The organism is Nocardia huaxiensis, from assembly GCF_013744875.1.
Lineage (GTDB): Bacteria > Actinomycetota > Actinomycetes > Mycobacteriales > Mycobacteriaceae > Nocardia > Nocardia huaxiensis.
In genome coordinates this window covers 1,598,249-1,612,004 of sequence record NZ_CP059399.1, presented here as the reverse complement: position 1 = coordinate 1,612,004, position 13,756 = coordinate 1,598,249, and the positions used below count along the sequence as shown (strand labels likewise).

Annotated in this window: 15 protein-coding genes and 1 pseudogene; 4 read left to right on the top strand and 12 right to left on the bottom strand. The window is 68.0% G+C overall.

What is annotated here, in order from left to right:
- Window positions 1-33 precede the first annotated feature (33 nt).
- Window positions 34-354 carry a GroES family chaperonin gene (locus H0264_RS07225; protein ID WP_181583247.1) on the bottom strand — a complete coding sequence of 107 codons (321 nt, stop codon included), beginning with the start codon at window positions 352-354 and terminating at the stop codon, window positions 34-36.
- Between the two features lie 147 nt (window positions 355-501).
- Here H0264_RS07225 and H0264_RS07220 point away from each other — a divergent pair, with 147 nt between their 5' ends.
- Window positions 502-1,821, top strand: a complete 1,320-nt coding sequence (locus H0264_RS07220; protein WP_181585343.1) for an FAD-binding oxidoreductase — start codon at window positions 502-504, stop codon at window positions 1,819-1,821.
- 59 nt (window positions 1,822-1,880) lie between these two features.
- A complete protein-coding gene (locus H0264_RS07215; protein WP_181583246.1) occupies window positions 1,881-2,171 on the top strand; it encodes a GNAT family N-acetyltransferase in 291 nt (96 codons plus the stop codon).
- Here H0264_RS07215 and H0264_RS07210 read toward each other — a convergent pair.
- The 5 genes from H0264_RS07210 to H0264_RS07190 form a co-directional block, all read right to left on the bottom strand.
- Window positions 2,168-2,497, bottom strand: coding sequence for a hypothetical protein (locus tag H0264_RS07210; protein ID WP_181583245.1), 330 nt, complete (start codon window positions 2,495-2,497; stop codon window positions 2,168-2,170). The genes H0264_RS07215 and H0264_RS07210 overlap by 4 nt on opposite strands.
- A 153-nt stretch (window positions 2,498-2,650) precedes the next feature.
- Window positions 2,651-3,808: an acyl-CoA dehydrogenase family protein gene (locus H0264_RS07205; RefSeq protein ID WP_181583244.1), complete on the bottom strand. Its 1,158-nt coding sequence runs from the start codon at window positions 3,806-3,808 to the stop codon at window positions 2,651-2,653.
- A 170-nt stretch (window positions 3,809-3,978) separates the two neighbouring features.
- A complete protein-coding gene (locus tag H0264_RS07200; RefSeq protein WP_181583243.1) occupies window positions 3,979-4,656 on the bottom strand; it encodes a TetR family transcriptional regulator in 678 nt (225 codons plus the stop codon).
- Between the two features lie 35 nt (window positions 4,657-4,691).
- Complete coding sequence (gene purE, locus H0264_RS07195) at window positions 4,692-5,195, bottom strand: 5-(carboxyamino)imidazole ribonucleotide mutase (RefSeq protein WP_181583242.1); 504 nt, start codon at window positions 5,193-5,195, stop codon at window positions 4,692-4,694.
- Entirely contained in the window at window positions 5,188-6,411 is a 1,224-nt protein-coding gene (locus H0264_RS07190) for a 5-(carboxyamino)imidazole ribonucleotide synthase (protein ID WP_181583241.1), read from the bottom strand. The genes purE and H0264_RS07190 overlap by 8 nt, the downstream gene beginning before the upstream one ends.
- Window positions 6,412-6,530: 119 nt before the next feature.
- Between H0264_RS07190 and H0264_RS07185 the strand changes: the two are divergent.
- A pseudogene (locus H0264_RS07185) lies at window positions 6,531-7,055 on the top strand (GtrA family protein); the annotation flags it as partial.
- A 112-nt stretch (window positions 7,056-7,167) separates the two neighbouring features.
- Here H0264_RS07185 and H0264_RS07180 read toward each other — a convergent pair.
- The 6 genes from H0264_RS07180 to H0264_RS07155 form a co-directional block, all read right to left on the bottom strand.
- Window positions 7,168-8,577 (bottom strand): HAMP domain-containing sensor histidine kinase, encoded by a 1,410-nt coding sequence (locus tag H0264_RS07180; protein WP_181583239.1) that lies wholly within the window; start codon window positions 8,575-8,577, stop codon window positions 7,168-7,170.
- Window positions 8,574-9,269 (bottom strand): response regulator transcription factor, encoded by a 696-nt coding sequence (locus H0264_RS07175; RefSeq protein WP_181583238.1) that lies wholly within the window; start codon window positions 9,267-9,269, stop codon window positions 8,574-8,576. Before H0264_RS07175 ends, H0264_RS07180 begins: the two co-directional genes overlap by 4 nt.
- 220 nt (window positions 9,270-9,489) lie before the next feature.
- On the bottom strand, window positions 9,490-9,903 hold the full coding sequence (locus H0264_RS07170) for a hypothetical protein (protein ID WP_181583237.1): 414 nt from the start codon (window positions 9,901-9,903) through the stop codon (window positions 9,490-9,492).
- A gap of 122 nt (window positions 9,904-10,025) precedes the next feature.
- The gene (locus tag H0264_RS07165) at window positions 10,026-11,339 is read right to left on the bottom strand and encodes a sensor histidine kinase (protein ID WP_181583236.1); all 1,314 of its coding nucleotides are present in this window, start codon (window positions 11,337-11,339) and stop codon (window positions 10,026-10,028) included.
- Between the two features lie 48 nt (window positions 11,340-11,387).
- On the bottom strand, window positions 11,388-12,065 hold the full coding sequence (locus H0264_RS07160; protein ID WP_181583235.1) for a response regulator transcription factor: 678 nt from the start codon (window positions 12,063-12,065) through the stop codon (window positions 11,388-11,390).
- A 9-nt stretch (window positions 12,066-12,074) separates the two neighbouring features.
- The gene (locus tag H0264_RS07155) at window positions 12,075-12,620 is read right to left on the bottom strand and encodes a PH domain-containing protein (RefSeq protein WP_181583234.1); all 546 of its coding nucleotides are present in this window, start codon (window positions 12,618-12,620) and stop codon (window positions 12,075-12,077) included.
- A gap of 160 nt (window positions 12,621-12,780) precedes the next feature.
- On the opposite strand from H0264_RS07155, the gene H0264_RS07150 reads away from it, so the two are divergent.
- Window positions 12,781-13,734 (top strand): acyl-ACP desaturase, encoded by a 954-nt coding sequence (locus H0264_RS07150; RefSeq protein WP_181583233.1) that lies wholly within the window; start codon window positions 12,781-12,783, stop codon window positions 13,732-13,734.
- Window positions 13,735-13,756: the final 22 nt, after the last annotated feature.

The window sequence follows — 13,756 nt, the reverse complement described above, 5'->3', positions numbered from 1 at the left end:
CCGTACCCCTCGAAAGGGGTGCGGGCATCGCGGCTACAGGTACAGCCCGGTGCCGTGCTCGGCGCGCTCGTTGGCGACGGCGTGCAGGTCGCGTTCGCGCAGCACGTAATAGGCCATGCCGTGGATCTCGACCTCGTACTGGTCGTCGGCGCTGAACAGCACCTGGTCGCCGACGCTCACCGCGCGGACATGCGAGCCGACGCCGCAGACCTCACCCCAGGACAGGCGCTTGGCGACCTGTGCGGTCGCCGGAATCAGGATCCCCCCGCTGCTGCGCCGTTCGCCCGCTTCCTGGTTGATCTTGACCATGACTCGGTCGTGCAGCATCTGGATTTCAAGCTTGGGATCGGACACGGCGGCAGTGTACTGCGCGGCAGCCACCCCACCCCGGACCGGTCGCGGACAATCCGGGCGAGACGACGTAGTTTCTGGAGTGTGGACCCGCACCAACTCTCGGACACCCCCGATCTCGGCACGCTGCGCGCGTTGCTACCGGACGGCATGGTGGTCACCGATCCCGACATTCTCGGCGCATACCGGCAGGACCGCGCCCTCGATCCGGATGCCGGAATCGCCCTCGCACTGGTCCGGCCGAATACCACCGAACAGGTTTCGGCCGTGGTGCGGTGGGCACACGAGCGGCGAGTGCCGATCGTGCCGCGCGGGGCGGGGACCGGGCTGTCGGGCGGGGCCACGGCACAGCACGGGGCCCTGCTACTGAGTACCGAGAAGATGCGCGAGATCAGCGTCGACACGGTGACACGGACCGCCGTGGTGCAGCCGGGACTGTTGAACGCGGAGGTCAAGCGGGCCGTCGCGGCACACGGGCTGTGGTATCCGCCGGACCCGTCGTCGTTCGAAATCTGTTCCATCGGAGGCAATGCCGCCACCAATGCCGGCGGGCTGTGCTGCGTGAAGTACGGGGTCACCACCGATTACGTACTCGGCATGGAGGTGGTGCTGGCGGACGGCACGGCGGTGCGGCTGGGCGGGCCGCGGCTCAAGGATTCGGCGGGGCTGTCGCTGACCAAACTGTTCGTGGGCAGCGAGGGCACGCTGGGGATCATCACCGAGCTGACGCTGCGGCTGCTGCCCGCGCAACCGCCGCAGTCGACGGTGGTCGCGACCTTCCCGACGGTGACCGCCGCCACCGACGCGATCCTCGCGATCACCGGGGCGCTGCGGCCGTCCATGCTCGAGTTCATGGACTCGGTCGCCATCAACGCGGTCGAGGACGAACTGCGGATGGGCTTGGACCGCGAGGCCGCCGGACTGCTGGTGGCCCGCTCCGACGCTCCCGGCGAACATGCCGGGCACGAGGCCGACCTCATGCTGGCCGCCTGCGAAAAGGCCGGGGCCACCGAAGCTTTCCGCACCGACGACGAACAGGAGGGCGAAGCCTTCTGCGCCGCACGCCGATTCGCCATCCCCGCCGTGGAACGCAAAGGGCCGCTGCTGCTCGAGGATGTCGGCGTCCCGCTCCCCCGGCTCGGCGATCTGGTCACCGGCATCGCCGAGATCGCCCGCACCCGGGACGTGCTGATCTCGGTCATCGCGCACGCGGGTGACGGAAACACCCATCCGCTCATCGTGCACGACCCGAATAACCCGGACGAGTCCGAGCGCGCCCACCTCGCCTTCGGCGAAATCATGGACCTCGCGATCAGCCTGGGCGGCACCATCACCGGTGAGCACGGCGTCGGCCGGCTCAAGAAGGCGTGGCTGCCCGACCAGCTCGGACCCGACGTGATGACCCTCACGCGCCGGATCAAGGATGCGCTGGATCCGCATGGCATTCTCAATCCCGGAGCCGTGCTTTGAAAGGGCTGTGCGCAGCGGGTACGGAACAAACCACCCACGCAACGGAGTTGACAGAGATCATGACTGCAAGGCTGGAACACAATGCCGACGCCACCCGCTACGAGATCTACCTCGACGACACGCTCGCGGGCTACGCCGACTACGCCGAACGGATCGACGGGCAGAAGAAGATCCGCGACATCCAGCACACGCTGACCTTCCCCGAGTTCCGGGGCCGCGGCGTCGCAGCACAGGTCGTCGAATTCGCCTTGAACGACGCACGCGCACAGGGCTTCTCGATCATTCCCACCTGCTGGTACGTCGAGAAGTACATCGGGCAGCACCCCGAATACGCCGACCTGGTCGGTTAATTCGCGCGCGGGCGGCGGTTTCCGGCTCGCCGCCACACCAGCAGCTGCCGATCGGCCATGCTCAACCGGGCTTCGACCACCTTGTCGCGGTCGAACCCGGGTAGCGCCTGCAGCCTGGTCAGGAACGCCCGGTCGGCCGCCGAATACGGCACGACGCAACCCTTACCGGTCGCCCCGATCAGCACGAAGAACAGTTCGTCCGAGAACGAACCGTCCGCCATCGTGATGATCCGAACCTCCGCCAGTTCGTTCCAGGCGACCTCTTCCACCCGTCCGTCGGCCAGCGTCCGTCGGACGAACGTGTCGTTGATTTCGACTCCGGCCATGGATACATGGTGCCCCTACCATGCCCGGCCGAACAGCCCTGAAATCCGGCCTCGCCCTGGGAAACACACAAAGAAAAACTCCGGCGGTCCGTGACGCCGCCCCAACCGCGGCGCCCCAGCCACCGGAGCAATCAGCTAGCTACTGAAGCTGTTTCAGCGCAGGATCTGACGCGACATGACGACGCGCTGGATCTGGTTGGTGCCCTCGTAGATCTGAGTGATCTTGGCGTCGCGCATCATTCGCTCCACCGGGAAGTCGGTGGTGTAGCCGGCGCCACCGAACAGCTGCACCGCGTTGGTGGTGACCTCCATGGCCACATCCGAGGCGAAGCACTTGGCGGCGGCGGAGATGAAGCCCAGGTTCTTCTCGCCACGCTCGGCGCGGGCGGCCGAGGTGTAGACCATGAGGCGGGCGGCCTCGATCTTCATGGCCATGTCGGCCAGCATGAACTCGGTGTTCTGGAAGGACGCGATGGTCTTGCCGAACTGCTTGCGGTCCTTGGTGTACGCGATCGCGGCGTCCAGGGCGCCCTGGGCCAGGCCGACGGCCTGCGCGCCGATGGTCGGGCGGGTGTGGTCCAGGGTCTGCAGCGCGGTCTTGAAACCGGTGCCGGGCGCGCCGATCATGCGGTCGCCGGAGACGCGGCAGTTCTCGAAGTACAGCTCGGCGGTCGGGGAACCCTTGATGCCCAGCTTGTGCTCCAGCGGGCCGACCACGAAGCCCTCGTCGTCCTTGTGCACCATGAACGCGGAGATGCCGTTGGCGCCCTTCTCGGCGTCGGTGACGGCCATGACGGTGTACCAGTCGGACTTGCCGCCGTTGGTGATCCAGCACTTGGAGCCGTTGATGATCCAGTCGTCGCCGTCGGCCTTGGCGCGGGTGCGCATGGAGGCGGCGTCGGAGCCGGCCTCACGCTCGGACAGCGCGTAGGAGGCCATGCGGCCGTTGACGATGTCCGGCAGCACCTTCTGCTTGAGCTCCTCGGAGCCCTGCAGGATCAGGCCCATGGTGCCGAGCTTGTTGACGGCGGGGATCAGCGAGGAGGAACCGCAGACGCGGGCGACCTCTTCGATGACGATGCAGGTGGCGACCGAGTCCGCGCCCTGGCCGCCGTAGGCTTCGGGCACGTGCACGGCGTTGAAGCCGGCGGCGTTGAGGGCGGTCAGCGCCTCCTCCGGGAAACGGGAGTTGCCGTCGACGTCCTTCGCGTAGGGGGCGATCTCCTTCTCGGACAGGCCACGGATGGCCTCGCGCAGCTCGTGGTGGAAGTCCTCGAGCTGGAACAGATTGAAGTCGGGGTTGCCCGCCATGGGGTGTCTCTCCTGGGTCGTCGGTGGGGATCGCCGCTGGTTGCCCAGCTTCGCCAACTATGCGGCACTCAGTGCCATTCAGAGCCGAGTATACGCCGCAATATCGCGGCCACGTGCGCGTAATACCTCACAACCGAGTGGCACGCAGTGTCATCACCGGACGTGCGCTCTCACAGCGTATCGAGGCGGCGGGCCAGCAGATCCGCGACCTGCCGAGCGGGCATGTCCCGCGGGAACACCGCCACCACCATGTCGTCGGAGCTTCCGGGCGAATCTTCAGCACTCGGCGCGGTGCCACGCGGGATGGCACTCAGGGCCGCGCGCAGATCGGCGGGACTCGCGTCCGACTCGCCGCGCACCATGCGGCGCAGGAGGTAGTTGTGTGTCGCGGTGACCGCCGCGGTGAACTGCACGAGCGCAAGATCTGCTTCACCGCGCAGTCTCGCGCGCAGAAAATCGGTGAACAGCCGCTCGTACCGGAAAACCGTCACAATCTCGCGCTCGCGCAGCGTCGGCACCTTGCGCACCACGCCGTAGCGGCGGGCCGCCAGCTCACGCCACTGCGTGAACCGTTCGAAGATGGCGACGACGGCCTCGACCACCGCCACCCACGGATCGCCCTGCGCGGCATCGAGAAACTCGCGCGCCTGGGCCAGCTGGGATTCGTGATCGGCGAAGACCACATCCTCCTTCGAGCGGAACTGCCGGAAGAAGGTGCGGCGGGAGATCCCCGCCGCCTCCGCGATCTCATCGACCGTCGTTGCCTCGTAACCCTTTTCAGCGAACAACCGCAGCGCCTGGTCGACGACGGTCAGCCGTCGCGCGGTCGCGGAGTCCTCGGGGGCCACACGCCCACCGTAGCCGGGCGTGCTCACGGTGGTCGTTATCCGAGCAGTTTGCTGCGGAGGGCGTCGTCCTTCTCGAGGACCAGTTTCTCCAGGTCGGCCTGGAAACGCTCCATGCGGGAACGCAATTCGGGGTCGGACGCGGCCAGGATGCGGACGGCCAGCAGACCGGCATTGCGAGCGCCGCCGATGGAGACGGTGGCGACCGGGACGCCGGCGGGCATCTGCACGATCGAGAGCAGCGAGTCCATGCCGTCGAGGTACTTGAGCGGGACCGGGACGCCGATCACCGGCAGCGGGGTGGCGGAGGCGACCATGCCGGGCAGGTGAGCCGCCCCGCCCGCACCCGCGATGATGACCTTGATGCCGCGACCGGCGGCGTTCTTGGCGTAGTCGAGCATGCGCTGCGGGGTGCGGTGCGCGGAGACCACGCCGACCTCGAAGCGAATGCCGAACTCGCCCAGGGCTTCCGCGGCGGCCTCCATGGTGGGCCAGTCCGAGTCGGAGCCCATGATCAGGCCAACCTGTGCAGTGTCACCCATGGTGCGGATCCCATCCGTCGGTCCAAATCGCGTGCGACATCCAGTGGGCCGCACGCTCTGCTTTCTCGCGGGTCTCGGCCACGTCGTCGCCGAGGATATTGATGTGGCCGATCTTGCGGTCGGGGCGCTCGCCCTTGCCGTAGAGGTGCACCTTGGCGTCGGGGATGCGGGCGGCCAGGTGGTGCAGGCGCTCGTCCATCGACATCTGCGGGGCCTCGGGAGCACCGAGAATATTCGCCATCACGGTGACCGGAGCCAGCGGGCGGGTGCTGCCGAGCGGGTAGTCCAGGACCGCGCGCAGGTGCTGTTCGAACTGGCCGGTGCAGGCGCCGTCCATGCCCCAGTGGCCGGAGTTGTGCGGGCGCATGGCCAGCTCGTTCACCAGCAGCTCACCGGAACGGGTTTCGAAGAGCTCCACCGCCATCGCGCCGGTGACACCGAGTTCCGACGCCAGGCGCAGGGCCAGGGTCTCGGCCTCGTTGGCCCGATCGTCGGACAGCTCGGGGGCGGGGGCGATGACCACCGCGCACTGGCCGTTGCGCTGGATGGTCTCCACCACCGGCCAGGTCGCGGCCTGACCGAACGGCGAGCGGGCCACCATGGCGGAGAGCTCGCGCTTCAAATCCACCTTGGCCTCGGCGAGTAGAGAAACGCCGTGCGCCAGTTGGTCTTCCACAATGCGGGTGGTCTCGTCGGCATCGGCGGGCATCCACACGCCACGGCCGTCGTAACCGCCGCGCACGGCCTTGAGCACGAAGGGGAAACCGTGCTCGGCGCCGAAGGCGATGGCATCGGCGGCGCTCTCGACCGGGACGAACGCCGGAATCGGGACACCCAGCTCGGCCAGCTTCTTACGCATGGCGAGCTTGTCCTGCGCGAAGATGAGCGCGTGCGGCGGCGGCTGCACGTTCACGCCCTCGGCGATGAGCGCCTCGAGCAGGTCGGTCGGCACACCCTCGTGATCGAAGGTCACCGCGTGCGAGCCGACTGCCGCCTTGCGCAGCGCCGTCAGATCGTCGTGGCTGCCGAAGACCACATCGGGCGTGACCTGGGCGGCCGGGTCGTCGGCGCGCTCGGCGAGCACGCGCAGCCGCTGCCCCAGCGCAATGGCCGCCTGGTGGGTCATGCGCGCCAGCTGGCCGCCACCGATCATGGTGACGGTGGGCATCGCGGAAGAATCGAAGGAACGGGCGCTCACGTTGGTCAATGTTGTCATGGCATCGACTGGCTACTGTCCAGCGGGTTGGCTCGAGCACAGTCGCGCCCTCGCGTCGGCTCGAGCTCATCCCGGCTCCGAGTTGCTCGAGCCCGGATCGAGAGACGTAGACTCGACCCGTGTCATTTGTCGACAAAGTGGTAAACGGTCTCCCCGCGCCGTTGCGGGCCCTCGCAGACCGGCATTACGAACTCTTGAAGTTCGCCATTGTCGGTGCGACCACATTCGTGATCGACACCGGTATTTTCTATCTCCTGAAATTGACAATTCTGGAGCCGAAGCCGACTGTCGCGCGCATCCTGTCCGGTGTGATCGCGGTCATCGCGTCCTACATCCTCAACCGGGAATGGACCTTCGACAAGCGCGGCGGACGCGAGAAGCACCACGAGGCGCTGCTGTTCTTCCTCATCAGCGGCATCGGCGTCGGGCTGGCCGCGCTGCCGCTGTGGGTGTCGAGCTACTGGCTGGATCTGCGCCAGCCCGACGTGAGTTTCACCGTCGAGAACATCGCCGACTTCATCAGCGGGTTCATCATCGGCAATCTGCTGCAGATGGCCTTCCGATTCTGGGCGCTGCGCAAGTGGGTGTTCCCCGACGAAATGGCCGAACTCCAGGAGGAGTTCGAGGATCTCATCAACGAGGAGCAGCTCGGCCACTCGTAGCCAACGGAATTCGCGGCCCGGAACCCCCGAAGGTTCCGGGCCGCAGTCATTTTCGGGACGAAACTCGCATATCGAATGCCCCCAAAAACTTGGGCTACCGCACCGGGGTCACGGACAGCGTGAACGTGAGGCGAGCGCCGCCGAGCGGGCTCTCGTCGATGCGGGCAAACCCACCGTGCAGTCGCGCCTGCTGCGCCACCAGCGCCAGGCCCAGACCACTGCCGGGGGCGGCGCTGGCGCGGTGGAAACGGTCGAACACCCGGGCACGCTCGGATTCCGGGATGCCGGTGCCATTGTCGTCGACGGTGAGGGTGACGGTGTCGCCGTCCCGATGCGCGGCGAGGTCGATGCGGGTGGCCGCGCCGTGGCGGACCGCGTTCGTCAGCGCATTGTCGATCACCGAGCGGAGCCCGGCGGTCAAGCCGCGCAAGCGAATCGGGTCCACGGCAGTGTCGGTGATGGTGACCTGCGGGTGCGCGCGCCGGGCATCGTCGACGACCTGGTCCACGAGTTCACCCAGATCGACGTCCTCCCAATCGGATTCGGTGGTGAGATCGCCGACCGCGAGGCGTTCCAATGCGGCCAAGGTGGTTTCGACCGTGCCCTGGGTGACCAGGATCTCGTCGATGATCCCCGCGCGCTCGGACTCGGACAGCGGCATGCTGCGCAGCACTTGTAGATCGGTGCGCATAGAGGTGAGCGGGGTCCGCAACTCGTGCGCGGCCGTCGCTGCGAAATCCCTTGCGGTGACCAAGGCTTCGCCGGTGTGGCGGCGCTCGTCGGCGATCCGGCCCAGCATGGTGTTCATGGCGGCGCCGAGTTCCGCCGTCTCGCTCGCACCCGGGCCGCTGCGGCTCTCCAGCACCAGCCCATCACCCAGTCCGGCCGTGGCCGCCGTGAGCCGGCGCAGCGGCGCCACCGCGCGATTCGCGAAACACCAGCCCAGCACGGCGGCCAGCGCCACCGCCGCGACACCGATGGCCACGATGCGGGTGCGCTGCTGCGTCGTCGACTCCGCCACCACACTGCGCGGCACCGCCACGACCACCGTCTTCCCGGCGTCCACCGGCAGGGTGCGCGCGAAGTCCGCCGGGCCCAATTCCAGTGCGGGCATTGCCGCTTCCGGCGGCCAGTGCGAGTCCGGTGCGGGCGTGGCGCCTCCGGGCGAGCCCTGCTCGGTGGTGGTCGAGGAGCGGTCGGGTGAGCGATGGATGGTGATCGGGCCGGTGGGATCGCCGGGCAGCGCGGGGACAGCGGGCGTTCCGTTCTCCACCGACCCGTCGGGGTGCCTGATGGCCAGCGCGCTCACCACCGTTCCCGCCTGCTTCTCGGCATCCGGCTTGGCGACGGCGAAGAGCACCGCGCCCATCGCGGTCACCACGATCGCCGCGGTCAGCGCGCTGGCGAGCGCGACACGGGTGCGCAGTGACACCGGACGCCGCAGCCGGCGCCAGAATGACGGGGTTGCCCCACCGGACGCGGAGCTGCCGGTGGGCGGGGTCATGCGTCCTCCCGGAGGACGAAGCCGACGCCGCGGACGGTGTGGATCAGGCGCGGGCAGCCGGTGGATTCGATCTTGCGGCGCAGGTAGGACACGAACACGTCGACCACCTTGGTTTGGGTTTCGAAGTCGTAGCCCCAGACGCGGTCGAGCAGCTGGGTGCGGGTGAAGACCTGACCGGGAGCGCCGGAAAGCGCTGCGAGCAGGTCGAATTCGCGCTTGGTCAGGTCGAGCAGGGTGTCGTTGGCGTAGGCGCGGCGGGCGGCCGGGTGCACGGTCAGCGGGCCGACCGCGATCAGGTCCGAACCCTGCGCCGAGGGGGCGGCGGGGGCGCGGCGCAGCATGGCGCGCAGGCGGGCCACCAGTTCCCCGAGGTCGAACGGTTTGGTGAGGTAGTCGTCGGCACCCGCCTCGAGCACCTCGATGCGGTCGGTCACCTCGGAACGCGCCGACAGCACACAGATGGGGATGTCATTGCCCAGTGCGCGCAAGGCGGTGACCACCTGCACTCCGTCGAGGGTGGGCATGTTCAGGTCGAGCACCATCGCCTGCGGTGCTGCGGCGGCAATGCGCTGCAATGCCGATGCCCCGTCCGCCGCGGACTCCACCGCGAACCCGGACAGCCGCAGCCCCCGAGCCACTGACGCCAGCACCCGGGCGTCATCGTCCACAATCAAAATCCGGGGGCTCGTCACGGCGTCGAGGCTAAGGGAACCTCCTGAGAATTCGCGGTGCGTCCGCACATCATCGGCCAAGGAACCGGCTGCTCCCGGCGGTACCGCAAGATCCGCGACGACCCGGCTGCTCCGCGAGGGGAGGAACAGCCGGGTCTCATGCCCGATCAACGCGGGGGGCGAGGGCCGCCGGGCAGTGGCGAGCGATCTACCGCGTTGCCGGACTCGTCCGCGAGACCGATCAGCCCGCGCTACCGGTGGACGGGCGCGCCGGCAACGTCGGCAGCGCGGGCACGACGTCCGGGCCGCCGTCGTGGTGCAGGACTGCGCCCGGGCCGAGGGGCTGGGCGGGAACGGCGTTCCCGGGCAGCGCGGGCACACCGGGCGCGCCGGGGCCGACCACGATGGTGTCGCCCGGATTGCGCCGCTGCACGGTCACATTGCCGTCCCGATCCTTGGTGACGATGACCTCCTCCCGCGGCGCGGCGACATCATCGAGCGTGGCACCGGCCACGGCCGGGGCCTCCGCCACCGGTGCCTCACCCGGCGCGGCATTGGCCACGGCGGGCACGACCAGCAGCGTCAGCCCCGCGGCACCCACCAGGCCGCCCGCGAGCGCAGCCCGCTTGGCACCACGAATCGTGAACTTGCGCATACGTTCTCCTTCGTTTCGTCCTTCTCGGACGGCGATCACTCGCCGATCTCGCTGACGAATCCGAAGGTAGGAAGCCAGTTCTCAGCAGCCGCTAACGAATGGTTAGGGAATGGATAGAACCGTCAGCGAGGTTCGGCGGCGATGTCGTTCTGGATGCGGGCTGAACCCGGTGCGCCCAGGAAGACCGAGAAAAGCGCTGGGCGGCGGCGTTGCAGTTCGAGGCGGCCGCCGTCGGCTTCGATGAGGGCGCGGGCCAGGGCCAGGCCGACGCCGGTGGAACCCGCGGCGGAGAAGCCGCGGTCGAAGATGTGCGGGGCCAGTTCGTCTCGGACGCCGTCGCCCTCGTCTGCCACCTCGACGCAGACGAGGGGTTCGCGGATGTCGCGGCCGCCGGTGACGGTGCGGACGGAGACCGTGCAGGTGCCGCCGCCGTGCATGAGGGCGTTGTCGACCAGCACCGCAACGGCTTCGCGGAGGCGGGAACCCGTGACGGGGGCCTTCAGGGTCGGGTCGCCGAGGAGAACGAGTTTGCGGCCCGCTTCGGCGAAGGGGTGACGCCATTCGGCGACCACGCCGCGGAGTTCGGCTACGACGGGGACCGGGTCGCGGTCGTCGGCGCCTTCGTCGCGGGAGGCGCGGACCAGTTCGTCGATGGCGCCGGTGAGCCGATCCACCTGTGCCATGGCCTCTTCCGCCTCGTGCACGACCTCCGGGTCGGTGTGCGTGGACAATTCGTCCAGGCGCAGGCGGACGGCGGTCAGGCGGCTGCGGAGCTGGTGGGAGACGTCGGCGACGAGGGCGTGCTCGCGTTGCAGACGGCCCGCGATTTCGACTGTCGCGGAATCCAATACGTCGGAGACGCGGTCCAACTCGGTGATGCCGTGGCGGCGCGGGTCCGCGCGGAAGTCGCCCATGGCCAGCCGGGCGGCGCGCGCGGCCACATCACGGAGCGGGTCGGCCACACGGCGGGCGGTGACCACCGCGACCGCGATGCCCGCGCCCAGCGAGATCAGCACCAGGCCGACCACCGCGCCCAGGGCCTGTCGCTGCATCGAATGCATCGGCGCGGCAGGGGTTTCCAGGCGCAGCGAGCCGGAGGTTCCCATGGCCAGGGATTCCACCAGCGGGTCCGTCACCGCCTCCGCCCCCACGTCGATGCGCGAGGCATTGTCCTGCGGTGTCGGATACACGATGGTCAGCCGTCCGCCGGACGGCACCAGCGGCCGCACCGACCGCAGATCCAGATCCCCGTGCACCAGCCCGTCGCCGCGCTCCTGCGCCACCACCTCCACCGCGATGCGGTCCAGCCGGTTGCGCAGTTCGTTGCGGGAGATGTCCTCCACCCACTGCCAGGCCGTGAAGGCCAGCGGCACACCGAGAACCAGGGTGGTGAGCGTCAGCGCGGCAACCATGGACAGCAGAATTCTGCGTCTCATCGTCGAGGGGCCTCGCTTCGCTAGGGGACGCTGATCGGTGCCGAAACGCTAGTCGGTATTGAAGCGGAAGCCTACGCCGCGCACCGTCACGATCCGGCGCTCGGCCACCGGGCCCTCGTCGCCGATCTTGCGACGCAACCAGGACATGTGCATGTCGAGGGTCTTGGAGCCGCGCAGATCGGCGTCACCCCACACCTCGCGCAGGATGGTCTCACGCGAGACCACCTGCCCGGCGCGGTCGATGAGCACCTTGAGCAGCTCGTACTCCTTGTTGGCGAGGTTCACCTCGACGCCGTTCACCAGCACCCGCCGCGCCTGCGGTTCCAGCCGGATGCCGCCGACCTCCACCACGTCGTCGCCGATTCCGCTGCGCCGCAACAGGGCTCGCACCCGGGCCAGCAGTTCGGCGAGCCGGAAGGGTTTGCCCACGTAGTCGTCCGCGCCGGCGTCCAGGCCGACCACGAAATCCACCTCGTCGGTGCGTGCGGTGAGCATGAGCACCGCCAGATCGGCTCCGCGCGCCCGCACCTGACGGCACACCTCCAGACCGTCCATGCCGGGCAGTCCGAGATCGAGGATCAGCAGGTCGTGGCCGCCCTCCAGGGCCCGTTCGAGCACGGCGGGACCATAACTCTCCACGGTCACCGAATAGCCCTCACGCCCCAGCGCTCGCGACAGCGGCGCGGCGATGGCCTCGTCGTCTTCGGCCAGCAGTACGGCGGTCACGCGACAAGCCTACGGGTAACCACCCTCGGTTCCGTAGTAGCCACCACCGGCCCGATCGTTTTGCACCACGTCGAAGACCTGGTGATAGAGCATGGCATGCACCTGCTGCACATGCGGAATGTCGTCGTATTCGAGATCGTCCTCCGACGCCGAGCCGATGATGAGGGTGCCCGTGCCCAGCATGCGATCGAACAGGCCATGGCGGAACTGCACATTCGAGATGCGGTTCATCGGAATGTCGATTCCGGTATGGGTGAGCACACCGTGCCGGATCAGGACGCGGCGATCGGTGATGATGAAATGCGTCGACTTCCAACGGATCAGCGGTGCGATGCTGCGCCACAGCACGATCACCAGCCAGATCACGAGAATCGCGAGGAGCAATCCGGACCGTAAGCCGCCCTCGGTATTTCGCGACGCCACGCCGAGACCGAATCCGGCCAAAGCGGTGATCAGGATGAAAGTCACGGCGGGCCAGAACAACATCTTCCAATGCGGATGCCGGTGCAGCAGCAACTGTTCCTCGGGCGCCAGTGCCTCCTCGGGATAACCCATGCGCAAACCCTATCGCGCGGAGATGACAGAATGCCTCACGCCGAAACGCGGTCTGGAGCACAATCGTGCAGCACCCGCGTAGCATCGGCGACCACGATTGCCTTTCGTCGAGCTGTCCCGCGCAACACCCTAGAGCCCGTGCATGACACAGGAGGCGTGTGTGACCCGAGAGTTGACCCAGCTCCAGATTCTCCGAGAACTCGAACCCGTGGCGGAGCAGAACCTCAACCGCCACCTGTCGATGGCCAAGGAATGGCACCCGCACGATTACGTGCCATGGGATCAGGGACGTAACTTCGCCGCCATGGGCGGGGAGGACTGGGACCCCTCGCAGTCCAATCTGAGCGAGATCGCCAAGATCGCGATGATCACCAATCTGCTGACCGAGGACAATCTGCCCTCCTACCACCGCGAGATCGCCGAGAACTTCTCGCAGGACGGCGCGTGGGGCACCTGGGTCGGCCGCTGGACCGCCGAGGAGAACCGGCACGGCATCGTCATGCGCGACTACCTGGTCGTGACCCGGGGTGTCGACCCGGTGGCCCTCGAAGAGGCGCGCATGATCCACATGACCAATGGCGTCGCCTCCCCCGACGACTGGGGCGGGTTCTTGGAGAACGTCGCCTATGTGACATTCCAGGAGCTGGCGACCCGCATCTCGCACCGCAATACCGGGCGGGTGTGCAACGACCCCATCGCCGACCGCATGCTGCAGCGCATCTCCGCCGACGAGAACCTGCACATGATCTTCTACCGGACCATGTGCGCGGCGGGGCTGGATCTGGTGCCGGATCAGGCGCTGGAGGCCATCACCAAGGTGCTCACGCACTTCGTCATGCCGGGGCACGGCATGCCGAACTTCCGGCGCAATGGCGTCATGATGGCCAAGCACGGCATCTACGACCTGCGCCAGCACCTCGAAGAGGTGGTGCAGCCGGTGCTCAAGAATTGGAACATCTTCGAACGCAACGACTTCGGAGCCCGCGGGGAGATCGCGCGGGAACAGCTCGCCGCCTATGTCGAGAAGCTCGAAGGCGATGTGCTCAAGTTCGAGGAGCAGCGCGACAAGCTGCTCGCCCGCGAGGCCGCCCGGGGTCAACTCCAGCCGGCCTGAACACTTTCCCTCATAACGGGTA

Coding starts and splice junctions, on each gene's coding strand:
- H0264_RS07220 (WP_181585343.1), top strand. CDS start 502: ATGGTGGTCACCGATCCCGACATTCTCGGCGCATACCGGCAGGACCGC.
- purE (WP_181583242.1), bottom strand. CDS start 5,195: ATGGGTGACACTGCACAGGTTGGCCTGATCATGGGCTCCGACTCGGAC.
- H0264_RS07190 (WP_181583241.1), bottom strand. CDS start 6,411: ATGACAACATTGACCAACGTGAGCGCCCGTTCCTTCGATTCTTCCGCG.
- H0264_RS07205 (WP_181583244.1), bottom strand. CDS start 3,808: ATGGCGGGCAACCCCGACTTCAATCTGTTCCAGCTCGAGGACTTCCAC.
- H0264_RS07215 (WP_181583246.1), top strand. CDS start 1,881: ATGACTGCAAGGCTGGAACACAATGCCGACGCCACCCGCTACGAGATC.
- H0264_RS07210 (WP_181583245.1), bottom strand. CDS start 2,497: ATGGCCGGAGTCGAAATCAACGACACGTTCGTCCGACGGACGCTGGCC.
- H0264_RS07180 (WP_181583239.1), bottom strand. CDS start 8,577: ATGACCCCGCCCACCGGCAGCTCCGCGTCCGGTGGGGCAACCCCGTCA.
- H0264_RS07155 (WP_181583234.1), bottom strand. CDS start 12,620: ATGGGTTATCCCGAGGAGGCACTGGCGCCCGAGGAACAGTTGCTGCTG.
- H0264_RS07165 (WP_181583236.1), bottom strand. CDS start 11,339: ATGAGACGCAGAATTCTGCTGTCCATGGTTGCCGCGCTGACGCTCACC.
- H0264_RS07170 (WP_181583237.1), bottom strand. CDS start 9,903: ATGCGCAAGTTCACGATTCGTGGTGCCAAGCGGGCTGCGCTCGCGGGC.